We start from the raw sequence: 26339 nt of genomic DNA, 5'->3' as shown, positions 1-26339 counted from the left end.
TCACCTACCTTCCTTTAAATCTTTTCTAAGTTGAGCAATTTTTTCGAGCATTGCTGGATCTGTTTTAATTTCGGGTTTCTTTTTAATAATTGTTGGGACGGTCACTTTTTCTACTGGTTTTTCAGCAGCGGCTGGCAAGGTTACACCGTCTTCCTCTGCCAGTTGTTTTTGTAACCAATCAGGAATAATATCATTTGCCTTTCCATCTGTTTTTCGATATGAATTATTTTGACGCTGTTGCCATTTTTCGTAATCCTCTTGTTTTTTATCAACAAATGCTTTCGTTGATTGAATCACATCAGCAACTGTAACAACGCCTTTCATATCCCAATCACGCGCAATTTTTTCCATGTACTCAGGACTATCAATCCCATTTCCTTGTAAACGCGTATAATAGATGAGCGCATTCATGACAGGGATTGGCATTTTTCGTTTCGACATCACGGTCTCAACTGCTTCCAATTCCTTAATCGTGGGATCGGCCCCATAAGTAGAAAGTTCTTTAATTAAGTTGAAAGTATCAATTTGCGTTAAGAACTCAATGAGCTGTCCTTCATTTTGAATATCACCAATTGATTGGACGACATCAACTGTTTGGATCTCCGGTTCTTTAACCTTGAGTTTCGGATAAGCACCTTCACCCATATTAATTTGATAAAAATCACGCGCAACTTTACGTAATTGCTCTAAATCAACATTACCATCCGATTGCATTGCACGATAAATCAAACTAACCATATCGTCTTCACTGATATGGTAAACCGCGTAGAGTTTACGAATGGTCTCCTTCACTTCATCATTAATCGCGGATAAAGTAATAAACGTTGGCGATAATTTACTGTAAAGACGTTCAAAGTCAAACCGCGAATCCGGTATATCAAATTGTGTTGCTTGTGAACGTCCAACAAGTTTATCTGTATCAGCTTTTGCTTCAGCTGTTAATTTTGTTTTTGGAAATTGGAATACCTCTGTGAACGATGTTGTAATTTCTGTCATTTCTGATTTATCGGTCTCTGTTTTCACCCAATTATTTTTCAGTACCCGATAACGACGATCACCTACCGCACTAAATAAAAACAGGTTCAGCACACCGTCGTTAAAAAAATGATAAGGGTCCATTGGTGGTGCTAATTCATAGATATAGTGCCGTGAATCTCCCTTGTCGACTACAAAACTTTTAAGTAAACGCACACCTTCTAAGACGAGGCGTGCTTTAATTAATCGTGTTTGACTCATATCGGCAAGCAGTGTTTGGAGTTGATAATGTGTTTGTTTTTCTGATTGTGTTCCCATTGTTGGAACATGGTCAAAAAATGTTTGGTAGAGCGTATAAGCATCAACATTAATTAACGGTAGATACAGTTGCGTTAGCACGCGACGATCAATATCGTTTAGCAATCCTACCGTTTCAATGACATAACTATCCCCTGGATCAGGCTGGTAGTTACCTTCCAAATGATGTTGTCTCATTATCTCACCTTCTTTTTTGCTGTTTGCATTTATTTTTGTTTCTCCATAATTTCTTTGAGCTCTTCAATAAAGACACTTAAGTCCTTAAACTGACGATAGACTGATGCAAATCGCACATATGACACTTCATCAATATCAGCTAATTTATTCATCACAAATTCACCGATAATATTTGATTCAATCTCACTTGTGCCCTGCGCGCGAATATCGTGTTCAACTTCATTAACAACATTTTCTAATTGTTCCAAAGATACAGGGCGTTTTTCACAAGCACGTACTAAACCACGTAAAACTTTTTCACGTGAAAACTCTTCGCGTATGCCATCTTTTTTCACAATAATCAATGGGCTTTCTTCAATTTTTTCAAATGTTGTGAAACGAAAACTACACGATTCACATTCGCGACGTCTTCGTATCGAACGGTTTTCATCTGTTGGCCGTGAGTCGATCACTCGCGTATCATTTGATTGACAAGATGGGCAGCGCATTGTTTTAACCTCCTCGTTTTTTACAGAATTTCATATGCTTATTATAGCATATTTCTCACGTTTGACGGCATTCTTCTCGCTAGGAATCACATACAACTGCGGCGAGTGCAACATCAACTTGCTCAAAGGTCGCGGTTGGCGTTCCATTGTTATCAATCACAGTATCTGCACGTTGTATTTTTTCAGCCAATGGCAGTTGTGACGTAATCCGTTGGACCGCTTCTTGCTCAGTTAAATCATTGCGGAGCATTAATCGTTGTTTCTGTGTTTCTTCATCAACAGCAACGACCCAAATCTTATCGTATAACTCTAAACGATTGCTTTCAAATAGCAACGGAATATCTAAAATAACAATGGGTTCCTGCTGTTTTTGATAGTCGGATAAAGTCATCATCATCTTAGCAAAAATCGCTGGGTGCATTAAACTATTCAGTTTTTGACGTTTTTCAGGATTAGCAAAGATAATTTCACCTAAAGCTTGCCGATTTATGCCGTCACCTTCAGCAATTTTTTCACCAAACTCTTTTATCAAAGCCTTCACAAGTGGCTGACCTGGTGCCACAACCTCATGAGCGACAACATCTGCATCAATCACTGGTAAACCTTTTTCTTTTAAATAAGTGCTCACCAAGCTTTTTCCTGAGGCAATGCCACCTGTTAACCCAATCACTATTGTCATGTTATCACTTCCTTAATAATGGTTGACAAGCGGGGCAATAATGCGTGCCACGACCATGGTACTGAATCTTTTCAATTTCAGTCCCACACTGTGGACATGGTTCTCCTTTATGCCCATAAACTACCAATTTTTCTTGGTAGTTACCGATTTTACCTTGTGAATTCACATAGGTCCGAATCGTTGAACCACCTAATTTAACAGCTTCCGTTAAGATGCTGCGAGTCGCATCGTACAATCGTTTCACTTCTGTTTGATTTAATTCGTTACTTGGTTTAATTGGATTGACCTTTGCAACATAACAGACTTCATCGACATAGATGTTGCCTAATCCAACAACTGCTTTTTGATCCAATAGCACATTTTTAATACCTCGCGTTGAACGCGACAATGCTTTTGCAAACACGTCTAATTGGAAGTCTTCGCCAAAAGGTTCAGACCCTAATTTTTTAATCGCACGCGTGGTCTCTTCTTGCCCTAAAGGTACCATTTCCATTGTTCCAAATTTACGGACATCAAGGTAACGTAATTGTTGTCCCCCATCTAATTGAAAAACAACATGTGTGTGTTTACTTTTTTCTTCTTCATCTAACGTTAAACGATATTTACCTTCCATCCGTAGATGCGATAAAATCGTATAATTTGTCGTATCTAGTAATAAAAACTTGCCCCGACGACGGATGTCCATAAATTTTTCACCTATAAGGTTATAAGCAAACTGTTGTGAATCCACACCATGAATCATTTTTGGTACACCAATTGTTACTTGTTCAATTGTGCGACCGATGACTAATTCCGCCAATGTGGCACGGACATTTTCTACTTCTGGTAATTCTGGCACTGCAGTTCCTCCTCTTTCAGCGTTTTAAATTATTTTGCATCGTACCATGAATCGCCATATGCACTGTCGGCTTTTAAGGGTACATCTAATTCAACAGCGTTGGCCATTACGTCTTTCACGAGTGTGTCCAAACGCTCAATATCTTTTTCAGCGACTTCAAAAATAAGCTCATCGTGTACTTGTAAAAGCATCGTTGCTTGGATATTTGTTGCTTTAAGTTCTTTATCTAATAAGACCATTGCTTGTTTGATAATATCAGCCGCACTCCCTTGAATCGGAGTGTTCATCGCTGTTCGTTCTGCAAAACCGCGAATATTAAAGTTACGGCTTGTAATTTCAGGAATGTAACGACGACGATGTAAAATCGTTTCAACATAACCTGATTGTCTCGTTTGAACCACAACTTCTTCCATAAATGTTTTTACTTTCGGGTAACTTGTAAAATAGCGATCAATAAACGTCTGTGCTTCTGCGCGTGTTATTCCCAAGTTTTGTGAAAGACCGTAATCACTAATGCCGTAAACAATACCGAAGTTAACTGCTTTTGCTTGGCGACGCATGTTACTCGTCACTTCATCCGCTTCAACATGGAAAACATCCATCGCTGTCTTAGTATGGATATCCATATCTGCATTAAAGGCCGCAATCAGGTTTTCGTCTTTCGCAATATGTGCCAACACTCGTAATTCGATTTGTGAATAATCGGCCGCATAGATTTTCCAGCCTTCTTGTGATGCTTTAAAGACTGAACGAATACGACGTCCTTCTTCTAGTCGAACGGGAATATTTTGAAGGTTAGGATCTACTGAACTCAAACGTCCTGTTTGCGTCAATGTTTGATTGAAACGCGTATGCACTTTATGTGTCTTCTCATCTGTTACTTTTAACAAACCTTCGATATACGTTGATTGAAGCTTCACTAGCTGACGATAAGTCATCACTAAGTCAATGATTGGATGTTCACTTTGTAATTGCTCTAAGACATCAACAGAGGTCGAATAACCCGTTTTAGTCTTCTTAATCACTGGCAATTGTAACTCTTCAAACAAAATAACGCCTAGTTGCTTAGGAGAGTTCACATTAAACTCTGTTCCAGCTGCTGCATGAATATCAGCGACTAATGTATCTAAACGTACTTGCAAATCTGTTTTCATTTTTTCTAAAGCAGCTGTATCAATTGAGACACCTTGAACTTCCATTTCAGCTAACACAAGCGATAATGGCAATTCCAGTTCAATCAATAAGTCTGCTTGCTCATTGTTGTTTAAAGAAATTGTTATTGCTTCTTCTAGTTCAGCAATCGCTAATGCTTTGCGTCCAAGATGATCAGCTAGTATTTGTTCTTCTGGCAACGCCCATTTAGCACCTTTGCCGTAAATGGTTTCATCGTTTTCAACAGCCGAATAACTATGTAGTTCTGCTACACCAGCAAAATCGGTAATTGTAAAGGATGGATCTAATAAATAAGACGCCAACATTAAGTCAAAGGTAATACCTTTAAGATGAATTCCTTCACGCAATAAAATGGCCACACAACGTTTCGCATCATAAACCCGTTTTGTCAGTGTTTCATCTGTCAGAAAGGCTTGAAGATTTTTCGCCTCCAATACAGCTTCGTGTGTTAAATAATAGATTTTTTCATTTGTATAAACGCTCCAACCTAAAATATCAGATCCTAAATAATTATCTGTTTTAGCTTCAACATATACACTTGCGCCATCCATCAATTCTGCCGTTGGAATATCTTTAACGATTTCAACAGCAATTTCTGCTAATGGCTCTGCTTGTGCTGAGGGTTCTTCGCCCAATTCTTTTTCAAGCAAGGTCTTAAAACCTAACTCGCGGTATATTGGAATCACATCGCTTGCTTCATAACCATTATAGGCCGTATCATCTAATGTTACTTCAATTGGAGATGACACATCTATCGTTGCTAACGTTTTACTGAGAAGTGCATCTTCTTTGTAAGTCGTTAAATTTTCTTTCAATTTTTTACCAGAAACAGCCTCTGTATTTTCTAACACCTTCTCAACTGAACCATACTCATGCAGTAATTTTAAAGCTGTCTTCTCTCCAACACCTTTTACCCCAGGAATATTATCAGATGAATCACCCATTAATCCTTTTAAATCAATGATTTGATTCGGTGTTAAGTTGAATTTCTCAAGCAGCGTTTCTGGTGTATTCACTTCAACATCTGTAATTCCTTTTTTAGTGATATTAACAGTGATTTTTTCACTAGCCAGCTGTGTTAAATCGCGATCTCCGGTAATAATAAGAATTTTATCAATACCTTCTTTTTCAGCTTGTGTGGCTAATGTCCCAATAATATCATCCGCTTCATAGTTAGCCAATTGGTAATGTTTCACATGATAGGCATCTAACAACTCTTTGATAAACGGAAATTGTTCCGAAAGTTCACTCGGTGTTTTTGAACGCCCACCTTTATACTCTTTATATTGGCTATGACGAAAAGTTGTTTTCCCCGCATCAAATGCAACCATTACATGTGTTGGTTGCTCTTTTTCAATAACGTTTGTTACCATCATTGCAAAACCATACACTGCATTGGTATAAACACCCTTATCATTATTTAAAAGCGGCAATGCATAAAATGCACGACTTGCTAAACTATTCCCATCAAATAATACTAATTTTTTCACTCTCATCGCTCCCTATCCAGACTGTTCTATTCCTCTATTTTAGCATTTATTAGACGCAATAACACTTCTGTTCATTCTCAAGCTAAAAAGAAGCAAGCCCCTTCTTTCAGGAACTTGCTTCAGGCAGATTATAACCGTCAATCTCAGACGTTACTTCTCACTCATTTAGGATTACGTACTATCTGTACGCTCACCCGCATTCACTTGTCGTGCCTGTTATATTAACAGTTCTAATCAGCCTACCTCGGCCGATAACACCAACCAATCTCAGTCGTTACTTTGTAATAGCTGCTTCTAATGCATCTGCAAATGCCGAAGTCGAAACAGCAGTAACATCAATGAGCTGCGCTAAATCTTCTGTGACTATTTGTTGTGAAATCGTTGATTCCAACGCATTCAAAATTAATGTTGCCGCCTCATTCCACCCCAAATGTTCTAACAGCATCACTGCTGATAATAACATCGCACTTGGGTTCGCACGGTCTTGATTCGCAAAGGTTGGTGCTGTACCATGCGTCGCTTCAAAAATAGCATGACCTGTTAAATAATTAATGTTTGCACCAGGTGATAAACCAATACCACCAACTTGAGCTGCTAACGCATCAGAAACATAATCTCCATTAAGATTCATCGTAGCAACAACATCAAATTGTTCTGGTCGTAAGACAATTTGTTGTAAAAAGTTATCTGTAATAATATCTTTTACAATTAATTTCCCAGCAGATGAAGCATCTGACAACGCTTTTTCAGCTGCTTCAAATCCTTCTGCTGCTTGGATTGCTTCATATTGAGGCCAAGTGAAAACAACATCACCGTACTCACGCTCAGCTAACTCATATCCCCAACGTTTAAAACCGCCCTCAGTAAATTTCATGATGTTACCTTTATGTATAAGTGTTACCGATGGACGCTTATGTGCAAGAGCATAGTCAATCGCAGCTCTAATTAAACGTTCTGACCCTTCTTCTGAAACAGGCTTCACTGCAAAGGCCGCTGTATCTGGAAAACGAATTGTTTTTACAGCTAATTCATTGATTAAAAAATCACGTAACTTATGATTTTCTGGTGTATTCACATCAAATTCAATCCCGGCATAAATATCCTCTGTGTTTTCACGGAAAACAACAATGTCCGTATTTTCAGGTTTCTTTAAGGGTGAAGGGACACCAGCCATATAGGTGACTGGTCTTAAACAGACATACAAATCTAACTGTTGACGCAGCGCAACATTTAGCGAGCGTATCCCACCACCAATCGGTGTTGTTAACGGCCCTTTCAAAGCAACAAGGTGCTCTTTAATTGCTGTCACCGTTTCTGTCGGCAACCATTCTCCAGTTGCATTAAACGCTTTTTCTCCTGCTAAAATTTCTTGCCATGCAATGGTACGCTCTGAACCATATGCTTGTTTTAAAGCAGTTGTAATTACACGTTTACTGGCTTTCCATATATCTGGTCCAATACCATCACCTTCGATGTAAGGCACAATCACTTCATTAGGTACCTGGAGTCCTTTTTCTGTCATTTTCACAGATGCTGCTGTCATTTTTTCTCCCCCTTAACGTTCGTTTACTGGAATATAAGTATTACCAATTTGCCCTATGTATTCTGCACGTGGACGAATTAAGCGATTATCCTCATATTGTTCAATGATATGTGCAGACCATCCTGCAATACGACTAACAGTAAATATGGGTGTGAATAAGTCTTTATCAATTCCCATACAGTGGTATACTGTTGCCGAATAAAAATCGACATTAGGTTTGAGTCCTTTTTTCTCAAGCACATATTTTTCAACGGCAACACTAATGTCATACCATTTAGTTTCACCTGTGACACTTGTCAGTTCCTCACACATATCGCGAAGATACTTAGCACGCGGATCACCTGATTCATAAACGCGATGTCCAAAACCCATAATTTTTTCTTTTTTAGCTAATTTATTATCAAGATACGCTTCGACATTTTTCACATCGCCAATTTCAGCTAACATGACCATTACTTGCTCATTAGCGCCACCATGTAAAGCACCTTTTAATGAGCCAATCGCCGCTGTAACGCCTGAATAAAAATCAGATAAAGTCGCGACACATACGCGTGCTGAGAAGGTAGAAGCATTCATTTCATGCTCTGCGTGCAACACTAATGCTCGATTCATTGCTTTTTCATGCAACTCACTTGGTTCTTCACCAGAGAACATGTATAAAAAGTTTCCAGCTAAGCTCAAATCTTCACGTGGTTCAATCGGTACTTCATCTTTACGCATACGTGAATAAGCAGCTACAAGAGCTGGCATCTTCGCTACTAGTTTCATGGCTTTCGAATAATTAGAAAGATTTGAATCCCCCTCAGAATCAGTATCGTATACGCCTAACATTGAAACCATCGTGCGCATAACACTCATTGGATGCACTTGCTTATGTGCAATAACGGCAAGACTTGCAATAATGGAATGACCTAATTTCATCTCTCTATTCAAATGTTCTTTAAAAATTGATAACTCACGTTGGTTTGGTAAACGATAGTACCACAATAGATAAATAACTTCTTCAAATGATGCATTTTCAGCTAAATCCCCAATATCGTAACCCACATAAGTTAAGCGGTCATCAATAATTGAACTGATCTTTGTTTGGTTGGCTATAACGCCCTCTAAACCACGAATAATTTCGCTCATCTGTTCATTCCTCCCTTATTCTCCCTATACAACTTCTTACTCTATTTAGTTCATCTTGAGTTTATATTTCAGACTTTTCGTTATTTTCAGACGAATTTAGTGAGAACCCTTTCAAAATGCTATAAATTTCATTTTACCTTAACTTCCTCAACAAAACAATTACTTATTGATTTTATGTTTATAGATAAGCTGTGCTTATCACTGTCTTTAATTATTACTCGGCTTTATCTAATGTTCTGAAAATTCGAACTTTTGAGTATAAAAAACCAGACAGCTAAATAATGTCTGTCCGTTGGTTTTTATATTTATTAGAATTTTTCAGTTAAAATACCTGCCTATCATTTATTTTCAGTTTACTTAACAAAGTAGGTTACACATTGCATAACCAGGTAGGTCATACCACTTGCAATAACAGGTCCTGCGGCAACACCTTTAAGAAAGACAACACCTAAAATAGTTCCCATAACAAGCGCAACTGTCACTTGTGGATCAGTACCCATCAATTTTATCCCCCGTGCGCTTAGCATCGCGACAACAATACCTGAACCTAAAGCTACCCAACCAATCGGTGTTTTAAATGCCTCATAAAGATCTTTAAATCCTATTTGTCCCGTTGCAATCGGAATCAGGATCGCTATTGTTATGATTGTAACACCCCAATGAATGCCCTTTGATTGAATAAAACTCATTATTTTTGTACCATCTAAAAACAATTTCAACAGCATAACAACAACGGTAGCAATCAATAGTGACTGATTTTTTGCGACGATTGCAATGACAAGAATACAACTTAAAAATAAAAATGCTTGTGTGAACATTGCTTAACGCTCCTTATTTTTCTTCATAATCAAATGTTTTTTCTTTACGCGTTGTTTGTTGACCAAAAGTCGTTACTTTAAATTTAGTTTGAATAACGTTACTCCCTTTTGCTGTAATCATTGGCAAAATTAATTTACGAACAAATGGTAATAGCAATAATAAACCAATAATTGTTGTAATAAAGCCTGGTACAACTAAGAGGATACCTGCAATAAATAATGCTAACTTATCTGCGATTTTGGTGCTTACGCCATCTAATTTTTGTACTTGTGTAATAAAAAGTCTTAACGATTGCCATTGGATAATGATTACCACAACGCCAATTGCTGTTGATATCAATTCGAGTAAAAAGATTCGTCCGAATGATAGATAATGCCCCACAACCATATAGGCACCAATTTCTGCAATGACATAAAGGCACCAATAGCCCAAGAGTTTTTTCATAGTATCACCTCAATTATTAGGTTATTATAACATATTTTAGCAAATTTTTAGTTTGAAACACATTAATGTAAATAGAAAAAAAGCTCACCTAACAGATGTTAGGTGAGCTTTTGATTACTATCTTATGAGTTATTACTCAGCAATAGAAATTTTAAGTAAGTTAGTTGTTCCTGTTACACCAACTGGTACACCAGCAGTAATGATTACTAAATCGTCTTTTTCAACGAATCCAGCAGCTACTGCTTCTTTAGTTGATGAAGCGAACATTTCGTCAGTACCACTTGGTACTTCAACTAATTTAGGATAAACACCCCAAGAAAGAGACAAGTTGTTAAATGCTTCTTTGTTGTATGTTAATGCTAAGATAGGAGCTTTTGGACGGAATTTAGAAATCATGCGAGCAGTGTGACCACCAGTAGTAGCGGCAACAATTACTTTAATTCCTAAGTTACGAGCTGTATGTGCAACAGCTTGACCAATTGCTTCAGTTGTTGAAGATTGACGGTTGATTTTCAAGTATGCTTTATCTTGATCTTCGATTACATGTTCAGTACGGATTGCAATACGAGCCATTGTCGCAACAGCTTCTGCAGGATATAATCCAGCAGCAGTTTCGCCTGAAAGCATGATAGCATCTGTACCATCGTAGATAGCGTTAGCTACATCACTTGCTTCAGCACGTGTTGGACGTGGGTTGTTTTGCATTGAATCTAACATTTGTGTTGCAGTAATAACTGGTAATCCTAAAAGATTACATTTTTTAATCAAAGCTTTTTGGATAATTGGAACTTCCTCAGCTGGTACTTCAACGCCTAAGTCACCACGAGCAACCATTAATCCTTGAGAAACTGCTAAGATTTCGTCGATGTTATCAACGCCTTCTTGGTTTTCAATTTTAGGAATAATTCCAACGTGTGCAGCATTTTCTTCATCAAGAATGTTACGAATTTCTAATACATCGTTTGCAGTACGAACGAATGATGCAGCGATAAATGTTGCGCCATTACGAACACCGAAGCGGATATCTTCTGCATCTTTTTCAGTGATACCAGGTAATTTAATACTTGCATTAGGAACGTTAACACCTTTTTTACTTTTAAGGATACCGTCGTTTAAAACTTTAGTAACGATTTCGCCGTTTGCTTTATCTAATTCAAGTACTTCTAACCCTACTAAACCATCGTCTAATAAGATTGAACCACCGATTTCAATGTCGTTAATTAAACCAGGATAGCTTACTGAGAATTTTTCACGTGTTCCAGCAACTTCTGTCATTGACACACGTACGATATCGCCAGTTTGGAAAGCAACTTTTCCATCTCCACCCATGTTATGTGTACGAATTTCAGGACCTTTTGTATCCAATAAGATTGGAACGCTTTTACCTGAAATTTTTTCAGCTTCATGGATGTTTTTGATACGAGCACCGTGCTCTTCAAAATCACCGTGTGAGAAGTTAAGACGAGCAACGTTCATGCCGTTGTTCATTAACTCAACTAATTTTTCTACAGATTCACTTGCAGGACCAATTGTACAAACAATTTTTGTTTTTTTCATTAATAAAATCCTCCTAATTTATATTGCTTAACTTTAACTCTAAAGAAATACGCCTCTATCATTGTAACCTATTATGAAAAAATTTTCATCTTTTTTCAAAAACATATGAAAAGCCCGAAGTTGAAAACTTCGAGTCCTTTCCTTTAGATTGATAACTCTTTTGAGAGTTCAAAGAGACGATGATCGATTTGACTTTTGTTTTTCAAGACATCTGTAATGTCATTTTCAACAATTTGGTTTGCAACGATACCGACTGCTAAACCGCCTTTGCCTTCTAATAATAATTCAACAGCACGCCCACCTAAACGACTAGCTAATACACGATCAGCTACAGTTGGGTTACCACCACGTTGAATATGACCTAAAACTGATGCACGACTATCAAAATCACCGTGTTTATCAAGTTCTGCGGCAAATGCAGGACCAGACATTACGCCTTCAGCTAAAACGATAATACTGTGCGCTTTACCACGTGCACGACGCACATTAAGTTGTTCGACAATTTTTTCAATGTTAAATTCTTCTTCAGGTACAACAATCACATCCGCACCACCTGCAATACCAGCATACAAAGCGATATCTCCACAGTTACGACCCATAACTTCAATAATAAATGTACGATCATGAGATGATGCTGTATCACGAATACGGTCAATTGCATCTAAAGCAGTATTACAAGCTGTATCAAAACCAATTGTAAAATCAGTTCCTGAAATATCATTATCGATTGTTCCTGGTAAACCAATCGCATTAAAACCACGTTTTGTTAGAGCCTCAGCTCCGTGATATGAACCATCACCACCGATAACAACTAGCGCCTCGATACCGAATTTTTCAAGTTGTTCAATAGCTTTTAATTGACCTTCTTCAGAAGCGAATTCTGGATAACGTGCAGAGTGTAAGAACGTACCACCACGTTGAATATAGTCACCTACATCACCTAGTTTTAATTCTTTAATATCTCCATTAACTAACCCACGGAAACCATATTTTACACCAAAGACTTCCAATCCTTCATAAATTCCTTTACGAACGACTGCGCGGACTGCTGCATTCATACCTGGAGCGTCCCCACCACTCGTTAGAACTGCTATTCGTTTCATCAATCATCGTCCTCTCTTATGTACTACATTCCTGACAACTTACTGTCCGTATACTGACTTAAGTTATCTTTCACATCTATTATATTATAATTAGACCCTTTCAGCAATCGATGATACGTATAAAAATAAGCTCTAAGGCCTGTTATCACAACTTTCCATACATATAATACAGGGAAAACGGTTACATAAAAACCGTCTTTTCCTCTCTACATAGGCAATACCACGCTCTATTGGCCTATTCCATTTTTAAATGTTTCAAATTATTGGCTTTTTGCACTTATTCCTTTAAAAAGCGACTAATTATGCTTTTTTAGGGCAAGAACGCAAAAAACTGCAGGACATTAAGTCACTGCAGTTGCAGAATGTAGAAATATAATAGCTATTAATTCTCTGTATACTTGCCAATCTTGCGCAGTTGTTGATAACGGTCTTCTCGCAAACTTGGACCATCCATCGTTAACAATTCTTTTAGATGACGATCAAGCATCGTGTCTATCATAATTGCTTGTTGCGTTGCATTATGATGCGCACCACCTTTTACTTCTTCAATCACTTCATCAATGATGCCCAATTTTAATAATTCCGGGGAAGTAATATGCATTGCTTCCGCTGCTTTTTTAGCAAGCGTGGCATCTTTCCATAAAATAACCGCGCCACTTTCTGGTGAGATAACAGAATACGTGCTGTTTTCCAACATCAATATACGGTTACCTACACTAATACCTAAGGCACCACCACTTCCGCCTTCACCAATAACAATACAAATAATTGGGACTTCATAGCTTGCCATTTCAAAAAGGTTGCGTGCAATCGCTTCACTTTGACCACGTTCTTCCGCAGCTTTACCTGGATAAGCACCTTTCGTATCAATAAACGTAATGATTGGGCGTTTAAACTTATTCGCCTGATCCATTAAACGTAATGCTTTACGGTAACCTTCTGGATGAGGCATACCAAAATTACGCGCTAAATTTTCTTTCGTATCTTTACCACGTTGATGACCAATAACTGTTACTGGCATGCCTTTATAACGCGCAATACCTCCAACAATAGCTGCGTCATCACCAAAACGACGGTCCCCATGCAATTCCATAAAATCAGTAAATAACAATGGAATATAATCTAATGTGGTTGGACGTTCAGGATGTCGCGCAACTTGTACACGATCCCATGAACCCATATCACTATATACTTCAGTCTCTAATCTTGAAAGACGCTCTTCTAATTTATTTATTTCGGCTGATAAATCAATATTAGTTTCTTTGGTATAATTCTTCAATTCGATAATCTTATTACGCAATTCTAAAATTGGTTTTTCAAATTGTAAATCTGCTCCCATTATTTATCACCCGCTTTCGTATGGAATGATACCAAGAATCCCAATTTTTCACGTAACTCTAAACGTGGAATAACAGCATCTAATTGTCCTGTTTTTAACAAGAATTCAGCTGTTTGGAAATCTTTAGGCAGTTTTTCTCTTACTGTTTGTTCAATAACACGGCGTCCGGCAAAACCAATAAGAGCGGCTGGTTCGGCAAAGTTAAAATCACCTAAAGAGGCAAAACTTGCTGAAACACCACCTGTCGTTGGATAAGTCATGACAATGATTGATAAACCACCAGCGGCGCTTAAGCGTTCTAGTGCTGCAGATGTTTTTGCCATTTGCATCAATGACAACATACCTTCTTGCATACGCGCACCACCTGATGCTGTAAATATAATCACTGGCACCTGACGTTTCTCAGCAGCTTCGATAGCGCGTGTGATTTTTTCACCAACGACACTCCCCATACTTCCCATACGGAAAGAAGAGTCCATTACTGCTAGCATACAACCATTACCTTCTATTTCACCATAACCTGTTACAACAGCTTCATTTAGCCCTGATTTTTCTTTATCACTTTTGATTTTTTCCATGTAACCAGGAAAATCCAACGCATTAGTTGTTGTCACTTCCGTATCAATTTCAACAAAGGTACCTTCATCTACTAAATTTTGAATACGTGCATGTGCCTTAATTGTATGATGATGCCCACAATGAAGACAGACCATTTCGTTTTTCTCAATTTCTTTAGCGTACATTATTTTTTGGCACCCAGGACATTTTTTCATAATGCCTTCTGGAATATCTTTAGCCGCAGCTTCGCTGTTCGACGTCATATGTTTTTTCTTCTTAGGTTTCGAAAAAAGTTCCCCTAACAAATAAATTACCTCCCAATAGTTCAATTAACCGAATCAACTTTTCACAGTGATTATTTCTTTACTAAAAAACTATAACCTATTACTCTTAAATGAGCAAATATCCATACCTATTTTAACACCCAGCCACGCTCTGTCAACAACGCCGTCAATCCATCTGCTAAACGGTCGGTAAGTGTTACATGATAATTATCATTCAATTTTAACGCTTGACGAGTACTCTTTTGAACAACAATCACTTCTGTACTTCCCGGAGAACTCTCTAATAACAGTTTAATTTCATCAATTTGATCGGCTTCACTATTTAAATAGAGTTTAGGTTTTGGTGCGTATTGCTGATCATTTTCATCTAACACTGTCATATCATTGACAATTAATTGTTTTTTATTTTGACGAGTACTTACTTTACCATTTAAAATCACCGCTTGATTTTCAGCAATTTTCCCTTTCATATTACGATAAGCGTTCGGAAAAGCTACGGCTGAAATCTCCATACTCGCATCACTTACAGTTAAAAAACACATCAATTCCCCGTTCTTAGTACGCGTTTCTTTTAAGCGATGAATGTACACTCCAAAATTAGCCGCTTTATCTTGAGGAACTTGCATAATAGTCTGGGTCAAAGCCTGTTTAAGTTGATGTGGATAACTTGTTAATGGATGCTCTGAAAGATAGGTGCCTAAATACTCTTTTTCTTGTGTTAAACGATCAACTGCTGGCATTTCTTCCATCTCAGTATATTTTGGTTTCAAGGCCAATTTACCACCGCCCAAATCACCGAATAAATCAACTGGGGAATCACCCTTACGACTTAATTCTGCTAGATTTAAAGCCGCTTCAATTGAGGCCAATAATGTCGTTCTGGTTTTGCCCCATTCATCACATGCACCTGCTAATATTAAAGCTTCTAAAATTGGTTGTGTTGTTACTTTCGCCGGTAGGCGGCGACAAAAATCAAAGAAATCTGTATATTTACCCGCTGTTTTACGCTCTTCGACAATAAATCTAACTGTTTGTGCCCCAACTTTTTTTATGCTGGATAGTGCGTATCGAATGCTGCCATTTTCATTACTGAAGAAACTAAAACTCGCATTGACAGATGGCGGCAACAGTTTTATATCACGTTGACGACTTTCAGCAATATAAGTCTCAATTTTATTATCATCACCTGAAACAGATGTCATTAACGCTGAATAAAAAGCAGCAGGATAATGTGCCTTGAGGTAGGCAAGTTGGAAAGCAATTTTTGCATAAGCAACAGAGTGAGAACGGTTAAAACCATAATTGGCAAAACGGACGATTAAATCATAAACATCCTCTGCTATTTTTTCATCCACTTGTTGTTTTTGCGCACCAGCTATAAAATGTTCACGTTGTTCTTGTAGTACCTCAGCTTTTTTCTTACTTACTGCCCGACGTAACATATCGGCTTCTCCCAAACTAAAACCAGCAAGTGCTGAAGCAATTTGCATGATCTGTTCTTGATAAACAATGACGCCATAAGTGGGTTCTAAAATCGCTTCTAAAGCTGGGTGCGTATAGGTTACCTTTTCTTTCCCATGTTTACGAGCAATAAATGTGCTGATTTGCTCCATTGGACCTGGACGATATAACGCATTAACCGCTACAACATCTTCAAAAGAAGTTGGAATTAGACGTTGAAGTACCCGTCGAATACCTGGTGATTCAAATTGAAAAACACCGTTTGTATCGCCTGCTTGAAAGAGTTTTAAAGTGTCTGCATCATTCAAAGAAATTTTCTCAATATCAAATGCCGGATTTTCAAAACGAACGGCTTTAATAATTGTTGCCAACATCGTCAAATTTCTTAAGCCTAAATAATCCATTTTCAATAAACCAATCGCTTCAATATCCCCCATTGGATATTGTGTAAGCAATGCATCACCACTCCCTTGTTGTAGAGGCACATAATCAATCAAAGGAGCATCGCTAATTATCACACCTGCGGCATGTGTTGACATATGTCTTGGTAATCCTTCGATTGTTGTCGCTATTCGCCATATTTCTTCATTACGTTTAGACATCTTTATATGACGTACAAGTGCTTTCGATTCCGCTTCAGCACCTTTTAAAGTTAGCCCCACCTGTGCAGGCAAGAGATTAGACCACTCACTTAATTCTACACGATTCAATCCAAATACACGTGCCGTATCACGAATAGCAGCTTTAGCCGCCAACGTTCCAAATGTACCAATTTGTGCAACATGCTGCACACCGTATTTTTCGACTGTATAAGTGATGAGTTCATCACGACGGTTATCAGGAAAATCCAAATCAATATCAGGCATGGAAACGCGTTCCGGGTTTAAAAAACGTTCGAATAACAAACGATAGGCAATCGGATCAACATCTGTAATTTTCAACACGTAGGATACTAATGAACCTGCTGCTGATCCACGCCCTGGCCCTGTTAAGATACCTTTGCTTTGGGCATAAAACATCAAATCCCAAACAATTAAAAAATAATCATCAAAACCCATTTCAGAGATAATCTTCAATTCATAAGAAAGACGCTCTTGATAAATTGCACTCGGGTTTTCAAATCTTTCTGCCAAACCTTTATACGCCAGTTCATGCAGATAATTAGCTGCCGTTTTTCCTTCAGGCGTAACATATTTAGGTAACAGCTTTTGATGCAACTCAATGTTTACATCTGTTGATGCAGCTATTTCATTTGTTCGCTTTAATGCAGCACGCATTGGTTCGGTAAACCAGCGTTTTTCTAGCTCGATTGGGCTGATTAGATACTGTTCACCTTCTGTTGGTAATGTTTCCCAATCAATAATCTCATTGTCACGGATGGCCTTTAGCACAGACATACTCTTAACATCAGCTGGATAAAGATAACGTACGTCACTGATTACTACGGTACGCTCCGTTTCATTAAAAGCCCAAGCAGTTATATTGGAATCAGGTTGGCTCACTCCCAAATAAGCATTTGGATAACTTTCAAGCAAAATACTGCGCTGTTCTGGCAACAGATTTGTTATTTCCCCATTTTCAACAGGTAAAATAATCACAATATTTTTTGAATACGCATCAAACCAATTTTTAGGTAAAAATGTTCGTTCTTCCGTTTGTAAAGCACTCGTCAACTTCATCAGTTCATGATAACCCTCTGTATTTTTTGCTAGTACAATGACAGGGTAACTGTCCGACTCTCCTAGTGTACTTTCTACATCAATCGTCATCCCATAGATTGCTTTTATTCCGTTTTCTTTACAAGCTTGTTGGAAGCGCATCGCACCATACAGTTGATTATGGTTTGTCATTGCCAATGACTGAAACCCTGCTTTTTTAGCTTCTGTCACCAACTCGTCTATTTTTAAAGTGCTCGATAGCAAATCAAAAGCTGTCGCCACTTGTAAATGTGTATATGTCGTCATGCCAAAAGCCTCCACTTCATTCCTCATTATCTCATTAATTGCTCGCATCTTTATTATACGCAATATTTACCAAAAAAGGAAAGTACGTTCGCTTTTTTTGAATGAATCACTTTAATATTTTATTTGTGAGTGCTATATTAAAAAGAAGAAAAGTATTAACTGAAAAAAAATCCTTGAGGTGATAATAAAATGAAATTGATATCATGGAATGTAAATGGAATCAGAGCTGCTGTAAAAAAAGGTTTTGAAGATTTTTTCACAGAAAGCGATGCTGATTTTTTCTGTCTTCAAGAAACAAAATTACAAGAAGGTCAAATTGATTTGAAGTTTCCTGGTTACCAAAGTTATTGGAATTATGCTGATCGTAAAGGTTATTCTGGAACAGCCATTTTCACAAAACATACGCCTCTTTCTGTGCGCTATGGGATTGATCAAGATGAACACAATCACGAGGGGCGGGCAATTACCCTTGAATATAATGACTTTTACCTTGTCACAGTCTACACGCCCAATTCAAAACAAGAATTAGCTCGTTTAGAATATCGCATTAAATGGGAACATGATTTAACAGATTACCTTGTTGCGCTCAATGAACAAAAACCAGTTATTCTTTGTGGTGATTTAAATGTTGCACATACAGAAATTGATTTGAAAAACCCTAAAAACAATCGTAATAACCCTGGCTTCTCTGATGATGAACGCCATTGTTTTAGCTATTTACTTGACCAAGGTTTCACCGATAGTTTCCGTTATTTCAATCCCGATCTTACAGGCGCCTATTCATGGTGGTCGTATCGTTTTAATGCACGTGCAAACAATGCGGGCTGGCGTATCGATTACTTTGTTGTGAGTGATAAATTGAAAGACAAAATGACATCAACAGCTATCCATAAAGATGTCATGGGCTCAGATCATTGTCCCGTTGCATTAGAGATTGATTTATAAAGCATAAAAAAAGACCTTCTTTCTCGGTTAAGAAAGAAGGTCTTAATTTTTTTACTTACAAGCATTTTCTAAATCTGCAATTAGGCGATCTGCTTCTTCCCACGAATAAACAGTGGCACCAGAAGCTAACGGATGGCCACCACCATTGTAATCAGCTGCAATATCGTTAATAACAATTTCTTTTGAACGAATGCGTACACGAATACGCTCAGGTTCCTCAACAAAAAAGACCCATACTTTTACGCCTTCTACCTGAGCAACGGTATTAATTAACATTGCTGCCTCATTAGATGTAACGTTAAATTCAGTCAATAAGTCGGGTGTGATTTTCAAATGAATCATACCTTTTTCAGACATTTTAAAATTCTGTAAGACATAACCATTAAAATGCAGCACACGCGCATCTTTTTTATACATTGTATTGAAAATTGCTGGACGATCAAATTCATAAGCTGTCAGTTTTGACACATATGCAAAGGTGCGTGACGTTGTATTTGGAAACATGAAACGCCCTGTATCGCCAACAATTCCTGTAAACAATAAACGAGCAGCAACAGCAGTCAATGTCAATTCCTCCGCAAATGTCTCTTGAAACTCACAAATCATTTCACTTGTTGATGATGCTGTTGTATCAACCCATACCAGATCACCATATGGATCATTGTTGGGATGATGATCAATTTTAATTAATTCAGCCCCTTTATCAAAACGTTTATCATCAATACGAGGTGAATTTGCTGTATCTACTACAATAACAAGTGATCCTTCATAGATAGAATCATCAATTTCATCAAGATCACTTAAAAAACGAAGTGATTCCTCATGCTTCCCTACACGATATACTTTTTTATTGGGAAAACTCTCTGTAATAATATTGGCCAATCCACACTGTGACCCATAAGCGTCTGGATCTGGACCGACATGTCGATGGATAATAATCGTTTCATACTCTTTAATTTTATCTAAAATTTGTTGTTTCATTATTCTATCACTTACCTTTCAATAATTTGAACTGAGATTAATGATTTTGACATAATCACATTGTCCACTCGCACTGTAATATCAATTTTCGCTGTTTTTCGACTCTGCTCTAAAAGCGTTGGCTCAAATTCTAAAACACTATCCATTTGGATTGGCTTCAAGAAGTAAATGGTCATCGACTCCACCATTGTATTTTGGTGATGTGCACTCATCATCATTTGTTGTACAACCTCACATAACGTTTGCGATAACACACCATATGACAGCGTTCCAATATGATTTGTCATTTGCGGTGTTACTTGGAATTTATAACCTTCTTTTTTGTAACTATCTTCTGGCAAAATAAACTGATTTACAATCGTATCGTCTAATGTTTCACCAATTTGTGGTTGACGTTGCATTAACTGCATTGCTTTTAGTACATCTTCACGACTAACTAATCCTACAATCACTTGGTTTTCTTTGACAACAGGTATCAGTTCAATGCCTTCCCAAATCATCATATGTGCAACGGAAGGTACGGTCATTTGTTCTCCTACTACAATTGGATTACGCGTCATTAAATAATCAATCGTAGTTGTACTCGGGTGCTCACTAATATCTTTTGGTGAAATGACACCTACCAAACGTCCTGCCTTATTTACAACAGGGTAACGATTATGACCTGTTTCTTCCTGTAGTTGATAATAAGTTGCAACTGTATCATTATTTTGAAGTATTGTCACATCTTCCATGGGTTTCAGAATGTCAGACACAAATAAGATTTCTTTTTTTATCAAGCGATCATAAATCGCACGGTTAATTAGAGTAGCAACTGTAAAAGTATCATATGATGTTGAAATAACAGGCATTTCTAGTTCATCCGCCAGTTTAATAACCTCTTCATTCGTTCCAAAACCACCAGTAATAAGTACAGCAGCACCTTTTTCTAGTGCCAATTTTTGGGCATTTTCTCGATTTCCGACAATGATTAAATGATCAGCTTCGACATAACGTGTCATCGCCTCGATTGTCATTGCTCCTATAACAAAACGATTAAGTGTCTTATAGAGACCTACACGACCACCTAAGACTTGTCCATCAGTCATATTTAAAATTTCAGCATACGTCAATTTTTCAATATTCTCTTTGATTTTACGCTCTATTCTAATAGTACCTACACGCTTTATAGTGCTGACAAATCCCGCATTTTCAGCTTCTTTAATCGCTCGATAGGCTGTTCCTTCACTGACGTGCATATTCTGTGCTACCTTACGTACAGAAATTTTATCACCTACAGGTAACTTTTCAATGTAAGACATAATCAATTCATGTTTCGTCGTCATCGGTTTTAGTCTCCTCTTATTCACATATTTACGATTTTAACATTTTACTGTTATACTTTTAGTTATAGAAATTATAACACAGATTTTAAAGGAAGGATTCCTATCTAACTTTGTGCAACCTAGCACAATTTATGGTACACTGATAACGTTAATTTAGAGCAATTAATTCAATGAAGGAAGGACTTTTATATGTTAAATAAACTTGAAAAAATCCAACAACACTTAAAAGATAACAATTTGGATTTCGCCTATATATCGAATCCAAATAATATCGGATACATCACTGGTTTTTACAGTGACCCACATGAGCGTGTACTTGCACTCTTTATTTTTGCTGATACTATTCCATTGCTATTCGCTCCATCATTAGATGTTAATGATGCCAAAGCTTCTGGCTGGGAATTTGACATCAATGGTTATACTGATAGCCAAGAACCTTTTGAAGTAATAACAGAGCTTCTTAAAGCACGTACTTCAGACGTTTCTTCTATCTTAATAGAGAAAGATCATTTAATAGTTGAACGTTTCCTTGCTATCCAAGCAGCTTTCCCAGACGCGGAATTTGCTAATGGTACAGATTTACTGAACCGTATGCGTGTTATTAAAACGGCTGATGAAATAGCAATTATGAAAGAAGCCGCTGAATTAGCTGATTATGCTATTCAAATTGGTGTCAACGAAATTGCTGAAGGCAAGACCGAATTAGAAATTATTGCCAAAATTGAGTACGAACTCAAGAAAAAAGGCGTTACTGAAATGTCTTTCTCAACAATGGTACTTACTGGAATCAATGCAGCATCACCACACGGTAACCCTGGTTTAACAAAAATCCAAAAAGGTGACCTTGTTTTATTTGATTTAGGCGTTATGCATAAAGGTTATGCCTCTGATATTTCACGCACAGTAGCCTTTGGTTCAATTACAAAAGAGCAAGAAAAGATTTACAACACAGTCTTGAAAGCACAACTTACAGCAATGAACACTGTAAAAGCTGGTGTTGCAGCTAAAACAATTGACCTTGCTGCCCGTCAAACAATAGCAGATGCTGGTTATGGTGATTACTTCCCTCACCGACTTGGACATGGCCTCGGCATCACATGCCATGAATTCCCATCAATTACAGATAACAATGAATTATTATTAGAAGAGAATATGGTCTTTACGATTGAACCAGGCATCTATGTACCAAACATTGCCGGTGTTCGTATTGAAGATGACGTTGTTGTCACTAAAGATGGCGTAATCTCACTCACACAATATCCAAAAGAATTACAAATTATTCAATAATGAGAGTGGAAACACCTCTTTCATTCTCTAAAAAATTGGAAAAATAAAAAACATTCATTAGACTAGAAATTAAAAGTATTTTCAACAGTGTTAAAAACACTGGTCAATTGCAATCTATAAAACATCCACTACTAGACTTGAATTTCAGGTCTAGTAGTGGATGTTTTTTGTAGCGGTTATGAAATTTTCAGATGATTTACGTTGAAGTACTGGAAATCGAAAATAACACCAGAAACACTAATATCCCAACTTAAATTTCAAATCTAATGTTTTTTAATGCGCTGAAGGCATTTTCAGTTTTTCTTTTTTAAATGTTGGAGTTTTTATTTGAAGTACAGAGGATGTTCAATAGTGGCGGTTAATTTTGTAATTCAGGAAAATAACGTAGTAGAGCATCTTTATCATAACTGTTTTTTTAACATTTTAATCAATTCATACAAGCCCCGAACAGATGCCTTAATCGAACGATTATCATCAAAATAAACAAGTGCTGTTTCATTATCTATTCGGGAGATTTTTCGTGTGTTAATAATAATACCGTGATGACACCGACAAAAATAATCAGGTAATCTTTCCATAGCTGACGTTAAACTAGAACGGTAAAAATAATCATTTTCACTTGTCACAATTCGTATTCTTCTTAAATTAATATCGTGTTCAAAATAGATAATATCAAGCAAATTTATCAAATAATACATGCCATTATCTTTTATTTGAAATTTAACCTGACTATTCATATCATTATTCTGATAACCATCAATAATATGCCATAGCAAAGCTAATACTTCTCCTTCTATTTTTTCTGAATTGTCTGTACTGTCTATTGCTGAAAAAAGTTCTTGATACTTTTGCAATACTCCTTTCAACTCTGATAATTCTCGATAAACATAAATATCATATACCCTGGCCGGTGCTAATTTATCTTCACCAATCCTATAAATGTCCCTAAATGAAACAATGGTATCTTCTGGAGTGAGCGTGGTAGGTATATTATTGATACGAACATCGTTCCTATCAATCGAATAAAACCATTGTGTGATTGCTTTTTTGATCGTACCTTCTACCTTAACATCCTGCAGCTGACAATCAATAAACAACATATTTTAACCCGCCTCTCAGTTATTATTACCTACAAGTATAAACGATAAGATAGAATTTACGTAGTAATTAAAGAAACCATAGAACAATTCTATGGTTTCAACAGGATTATATGTAATAGTTTGCAGCTTGTATTTCACAAAATCTTATCGTAACAATTAAAAGGATACACCATTTCTGGTCGTGTCATTTCTCCACAAAACGTATAACCTTTCTTTAAAAAGAAATCATTCATTTTTTTATTCGTGATATATGTATCACTTTTCACGTAGTTGTATTTTTTATGAATCGCTAAATTTTCTGCTAGCTCCAAGAACTGTGACGCAATACCTTTACCTCTAACGTCGGTCGCAACAGCACAGCGATGAATCACAAGTGCTGTTTTTGATTCGCGCCATGCTCCCATCGTATACTCAGATTCTTTCTCAGGGCTAATACAAATAAACCCCTGAACTTTTCCTTCATCGGTATAAACGAACAATTCGCCAACTTTAATATCATTTTTAAAAATTTCCTCCGTTGGGTATAATTCGTCCCATTGAGGATTATTTTCTTCATGCATAACCTTAATTGTTGATTTGACGATTTTCATAATTGCCGATATATCTGACAATTCTGCTTTTCTGATCATTTGTAAATCCACTCCTATACAAGCCTTTGAGTTCTTTTTAGACCTTTTATAATAATGTTATTTTATTACTATAACAAAAAAAATCTCCCTAATAAACCGAAAAGAACCGATCTAACATGATTTTTACAATTCATGATTTAAAAATGCCACAAATAATAATATATTTTTAATCTCAACACTTAAATTCACTATATTATTTTTTTGGAATAAGACGATAGTATTTTAACAGAGGAAGAATTTCTGCTAAAAAGAAACAACAATTAGGATTATAAAAAGAAATTAAGTACAACTAAAAAGAAGTAAACCAATGTGGTTTACTTCTTTTTTTAATCTTTTAAAGTTAACAAACAAACAGATTCAACGTGTGCAGTTTGTGGAAACATATCATACGGTGTAATCTCTGAAATCGTATACCAAGGTGTCAATTGCTGTACATCTCTGGCTAAAGTTGATGGGTTACAAGACACGTATACCATTTTTTGCGGTTGCACTTGTTTTATCGTATCTAGTAGCGCATCATCACAACCAGAGCGTGGTGGATCCACAATCACAACATCTGGTTTAAACCCTTCATCAATCCAACGTGGCATGATCTCTTCTGCTTTTCCTGCTTCATAATGCACGTTTGTAATGTTTGCGCGTTCAGCATTGTGTTTAGCATCTTCTATAGAATCAGCAATAAAATCCATTCCGCGTACTTCTTTAACAGCATGAGCAAGCGATAAGCCAATCGTACCTACACCACAATAAGCATCAACAACTGTTTCGTGACCCTTGAGCTCTAAAACATTAGCAACTTTGCGGTATAGTTTTTCTGTTTGTTCTGGATTTAACTGGAAAAAAGCACGTGCTGATAAATCATAAGTAATTCCTGTCATTTTTTCAGAAATAACTTCTTTTCCTGCAACAAGAAACGTTTCATCACCAAATACGAGTGACGTTTTTTCTTGATTAACATTTTGCATAATCGAAACAACTTGAGGAAAGGCTGTTTGAATGCGTTCAATCAACTCGCGTTTTTTAGGCAGTTTTTTACTATTAGTGATAAATACAACTTGAGTTTCCTCCGTATGAATCGCTTCACGAATAACAAGTGTTCGTACAATCCCACTGTTTTTTTCTTCATCATAAATAGGTACATTTAAATCTTGAAGTTGTTTTTTTATAAATGCCGTGATTTTGGTAGTGTTTGGTTGCTGAACAACACATTCTTCTATATCAATCAGTTGATGTGACTCTTGTTGATACAAGCCAGCTTTTATAACTCCGTCGCTTTCTCGCACTTGAAACTGACTTTTATTGCGATATGCCCACGGGTTTTTCATTCCAATTGTATGTTTCACGGTTAGTTTATCCATTGGTATTTTCGTGTGCTTCTGGAAAGCTTGTCTAATAATATCACGTTTCATAACTAGCTGTTTATCGTATACAAGATGCTGTAGCTGACAACCTCCACATTCTTCATATACCGGACAAAGTGGTATAATTCGGTCCGCTGATTCACGTTCTATTTTAACTAACTCTGCTTCTAAGTATTTCGGGAAAACCTTTGTGACTTTAACAACAACACGTTCCCCAGGTAGAGCGCCTTTAATAAATACAATTGTATTTTTGAAATACCCAATTCCTTCACCATTAATTCCAATACGCTTTATAACAACTGTCATTTTTTGTCCTAGACTATATTGTCCAGTCTTACTTTCTCTCATCATTGTTCCTCCTGTGAAACGC

General features: G+C 37.0%; 20 protein-coding genes and 1 pseudogene. 2 read left to right on the top strand and 19 right to left on the bottom strand.

The window, feature by feature from the left end; all coding sequences use genetic code 11:
- The 14 genes and pseudogenes from V6S17_RS03275 to dnaE all read right to left on the bottom strand — a co-directional run bounded on the left by V6S17_RS03275 (position 1) and on the right by dnaE (position 18341).
- Positions 1 to 1470: a replication initiation and membrane attachment family protein gene (locus V6S17_RS03275; RefSeq protein WP_029090632.1), complete on the bottom strand. Its 1470-nt coding sequence runs from the start codon at positions 1468 to 1470 to the stop codon at positions 1 to 3.
- Between the two features lie 29 nt (positions 1471 to 1499).
- Positions 1500 to 1958 carry a transcriptional regulator NrdR gene (gene nrdR / locus V6S17_RS03270; protein WP_029090633.1) on the bottom strand — a complete coding sequence of 153 codons (459 nt, stop codon included), beginning with the start codon at positions 1956 to 1958 and terminating at the stop codon, positions 1500 to 1502.
- Between the two features lie 79 nt (positions 1959 to 2037).
- On the bottom strand, positions 2038 to 2637 hold the full coding sequence (coaE, locus tag V6S17_RS03265; RefSeq protein ID WP_029090634.1) for a dephospho-CoA kinase: 600 nt from the start codon (positions 2635 to 2637) through the stop codon (positions 2038 to 2040).
- A gap of 4 nt (positions 2638 to 2641) precedes the next feature.
- Positions 2642 to 3475 carry a DNA-formamidopyrimidine glycosylase gene (gene mutM, locus V6S17_RS03260; protein ID WP_029090635.1) on the bottom strand — a complete coding sequence of 278 codons (834 nt, stop codon included), beginning with the start codon at positions 3473 to 3475 and terminating at the stop codon, positions 2642 to 2644.
- A gap of 29 nt (positions 3476 to 3504) precedes the next feature.
- The gene (gene polA / locus V6S17_RS03255) at positions 3505 to 6138 is read right to left on the bottom strand and encodes a DNA polymerase I (protein WP_029090636.1); all 2634 of its coding nucleotides are present in this window, start codon (positions 6136 to 6138) and stop codon (positions 3505 to 3507) included.
- A gap of 274 nt (positions 6139 to 6412) precedes the next feature.
- Positions 6413 to 7681, bottom strand: coding sequence for an NADP-dependent isocitrate dehydrogenase (gene icd, locus V6S17_RS03250; RefSeq protein ID WP_029090637.1), 1269 nt, complete (start codon positions 7679 to 7681; stop codon positions 6413 to 6415).
- Between the two features lie 12 nt (positions 7682 to 7693).
- Positions 7694 to 8812: a citrate synthase gene (gene citZ / locus V6S17_RS03245; RefSeq protein WP_029090638.1), complete on the bottom strand. Its 1119-nt coding sequence runs from the start codon at positions 8810 to 8812 to the stop codon at positions 7694 to 7696.
- Between the two features lie 353 nt (positions 8813 to 9165).
- A complete protein-coding gene (locus V6S17_RS03240) occupies positions 9166 to 9630 on the bottom strand; it encodes a DUF441 domain-containing protein (protein WP_029090639.1) in 465 nt (154 codons plus the stop codon).
- A gap of 13 nt (positions 9631 to 9643) precedes the next feature.
- On the bottom strand, positions 9644 to 10075 hold the full coding sequence (locus V6S17_RS03235; protein WP_029090640.1) for an FxsA family protein: 432 nt from the start codon (positions 10073 to 10075) through the stop codon (positions 9644 to 9646).
- Between the two features lie 141 nt (positions 10076 to 10216).
- Positions 10217 to 11632 (bottom strand): annotated as a pseudogene (gene pyk / locus V6S17_RS03230) (pyruvate kinase); the annotation flags it as partial.
- Between the two features lie 143 nt (positions 11633 to 11775).
- Entirely contained in the window at positions 11776 to 12735 is a 960-nt protein-coding gene (pfkA, locus tag V6S17_RS03225) for a 6-phosphofructokinase (RefSeq protein WP_029090641.1), read from the bottom strand.
- 382 nt (positions 12736 to 13117) lie between these two features.
- The gene (gene accA / locus V6S17_RS03220; RefSeq protein WP_029090642.1) at positions 13118 to 14074 is read right to left on the bottom strand and encodes an acetyl-CoA carboxylase carboxyl transferase subunit alpha; all 957 of its coding nucleotides are present in this window, start codon (positions 14072 to 14074) and stop codon (positions 13118 to 13120) included.
- Positions 14074 to 14895: an acetyl-CoA carboxylase, carboxyltransferase subunit beta gene (accD, locus tag V6S17_RS03215; RefSeq protein WP_141229162.1), complete on the bottom strand. Its 822-nt coding sequence runs from the start codon at positions 14893 to 14895 to the stop codon at positions 14074 to 14076. Before accD ends, accA begins: the two co-directional genes overlap by 1 nt.
- 149 nt (positions 14896 to 15044) lie before the next feature.
- Positions 15045 to 18341 carry a DNA polymerase III subunit alpha gene (dnaE, locus tag V6S17_RS03210; RefSeq protein WP_036026755.1) on the bottom strand — a complete coding sequence of 1099 codons (3297 nt, stop codon included), beginning with the start codon at positions 18339 to 18341 and terminating at the stop codon, positions 15045 to 15047.
- Positions 18342 to 18530: 189 nt separating this feature from the next.
- On the opposite strand from dnaE, the gene V6S17_RS03205 reads away from it, so the two are divergent.
- Positions 18531 to 19286, top strand: a complete 756-nt coding sequence (locus V6S17_RS03205; protein ID WP_029090645.1) for an exodeoxyribonuclease III — start codon at positions 18531 to 18533, stop codon at positions 19284 to 19286.
- A 51-nt stretch (positions 19287 to 19337) separates the two neighbouring features.
- Here the strand turns inward: V6S17_RS03205 and V6S17_RS03200 are convergent, their stop codons facing one another.
- Entirely contained in the window at positions 19338 to 20267 is a 930-nt protein-coding gene (locus V6S17_RS03200) for a DHH family phosphoesterase (RefSeq protein WP_029090646.1), read from the bottom strand.
- Between the two features lie 11 nt (positions 20268 to 20278).
- Positions 20279 to 21592 carry a DRTGG domain-containing protein gene (locus V6S17_RS03195; protein WP_029090647.1) on the bottom strand — a complete coding sequence of 438 codons (1314 nt, stop codon included), beginning with the start codon at positions 21590 to 21592 and terminating at the stop codon, positions 20279 to 20281.
- A 189-nt stretch (positions 21593 to 21781) separates the two neighbouring features.
- Here V6S17_RS03195 and V6S17_RS03190 point away from each other — a divergent pair, with 189 nt between their 5' ends.
- Complete coding sequence (locus V6S17_RS03190; protein ID WP_029090648.1) at positions 21782 to 22879, top strand: M24 family metallopeptidase; 1098 nt, start codon at positions 21782 to 21784, stop codon at positions 22877 to 22879.
- A 401-nt stretch (positions 22880 to 23280) separates the two neighbouring features.
- Here the strand turns inward: V6S17_RS03190 and V6S17_RS03185 are convergent, their stop codons facing one another.
- From V6S17_RS03185 to rlmD, 3 genes are all read right to left on the bottom strand, one after another.
- Complete coding sequence (locus V6S17_RS03185) at positions 23281 to 23979, bottom strand: LytTR family DNA-binding domain-containing protein (RefSeq protein WP_029090649.1); 699 nt, start codon at positions 23977 to 23979, stop codon at positions 23281 to 23283.
- A gap of 134 nt (positions 23980 to 24113) precedes the next feature.
- The gene (locus V6S17_RS03180) at positions 24114 to 24608 is read right to left on the bottom strand and encodes a GNAT family N-acetyltransferase (protein WP_029090650.1); all 495 of its coding nucleotides are present in this window, start codon (positions 24606 to 24608) and stop codon (positions 24114 to 24116) included.
- A 326-nt stretch (positions 24609 to 24934) separates the two neighbouring features.
- Positions 24935 to 26317, bottom strand: a complete 1383-nt coding sequence (rlmD, locus tag V6S17_RS03175) for a 23S rRNA (uracil(1939)-C(5))-methyltransferase RlmD (RefSeq protein WP_029090651.1) — start codon at positions 26315 to 26317, stop codon at positions 24935 to 24937.
- Positions 26318 to 26339 lie beyond the last annotated feature (22 nt).

This window comes from Brochothrix thermosphacta DSM 20171 = FSL F6-1036, assembly GCF_036884295.1.
In the GTDB taxonomy this organism is placed as follows: domain Bacteria; phylum Bacillota; class Bacilli; order Lactobacillales; family Listeriaceae; genus Brochothrix; species Brochothrix thermosphacta.
Note: the sequence above shows the minus strand (reverse complement) of the source record. Positions and strands in the feature narration are given on the sequence as shown.

Bases quoted from the DNA above. Each gene is read 5' to 3' on its own strand.
- accA (WP_029090642.1), bottom strand. From the start codon at position 14,074: ATGGGAGCAGATTTACAATTTGAAAAACCAATTTTAGAATTGCGTAAT.
- V6S17_RS03235 (WP_029090640.1), bottom strand. From the start codon at position 10,075: ATGAAAAAACTCTTGGGCTATTGGTGCCTTTATGTCATTGCAGAAATT.
- V6S17_RS03190 (WP_029090648.1), top strand. From the start codon at position 21,782: ATGTTAAATAAACTTGAAAAAATCCAACAACACTTAAAAGATAACAAT.
- accD (WP_141229162.1), bottom strand. From the start codon at position 14,895: ATGACGTCGAACAGCGAAGCTGCGGCTAAAGATATTCCAGAAGGCATT.
- rlmD (WP_029090651.1), bottom strand. From the start codon at position 26,317: ATGAGAGAAAGTAAGACTGGACAATATAGTCTAGGACAAAAAATGACA.
- coaE (WP_029090634.1), bottom strand. From the start codon at position 2,637: ATGACAATAGTGATTGGGTTAACAGGTGGCATTGCCTCAGGAAAAAGC.
- V6S17_RS03195 (WP_029090647.1), bottom strand. From the start codon at position 21,592: ATGACGACGAAACATGAATTGATTATGTCTTACATTGAAAAGTTACCT.
- pfkA (WP_029090641.1), bottom strand. From the start codon at position 12,735: ATGAAACGAATAGCAGTTCTAACGAGTGGTGGGGACGCTCCAGGTATG.
- icd (WP_029090637.1), bottom strand. From the start codon at position 7,681: ATGACAGCAGCATCTGTGAAAATGACAGAAAAAGGACTCCAGGTACCT.
- nrdR (WP_029090633.1), bottom strand. From the start codon at position 1,958: ATGCGCTGCCCATCTTGTCAATCAAATGATACGCGAGTGATCGACTCA.
- V6S17_RS03205 (WP_029090645.1), top strand. From the start codon at position 18,531: ATGAAATTGATATCATGGAATGTAAATGGAATCAGAGCTGCTGTAAAA.
- V6S17_RS03275 (WP_029090632.1), bottom strand. From the start codon at position 1,470: ATGAGACAACATCATTTGGAAGGTAACTACCAGCCTGATCCAGGGGAT.
- V6S17_RS03185 (WP_029090649.1), bottom strand. From the start codon at position 23,979: ATGTTGTTTATTGATTGTCAGCTGCAGGATGTTAAGGTAGAAGGTACG.
- citZ (WP_029090638.1), bottom strand. From the start codon at position 8,812: ATGAGCGAAATTATTCGTGGTTTAGAGGGCGTTATAGCCAACCAAACA.
- dnaE (WP_036026755.1), bottom strand. From the start codon at position 18,341: ATGACGACATATACACATTTACAAGTGGCGACAGCTTTTGATTTGCTA.
- V6S17_RS03200 (WP_029090646.1), bottom strand. From the start codon at position 20,267: ATGAAACAACAAATTTTAGATAAAATTAAAGAGTATGAAACGATTATT.
- V6S17_RS03180 (WP_029090650.1), bottom strand. From the start codon at position 24,608: ATGATCAGAAAAGCAGAATTGTCAGATATATCGGCAATTATGAAAATC.
- V6S17_RS03240 (WP_029090639.1), bottom strand. From the start codon at position 9,630: ATGTTCACACAAGCATTTTTATTTTTAAGTTGTATTCTTGTCATTGCA.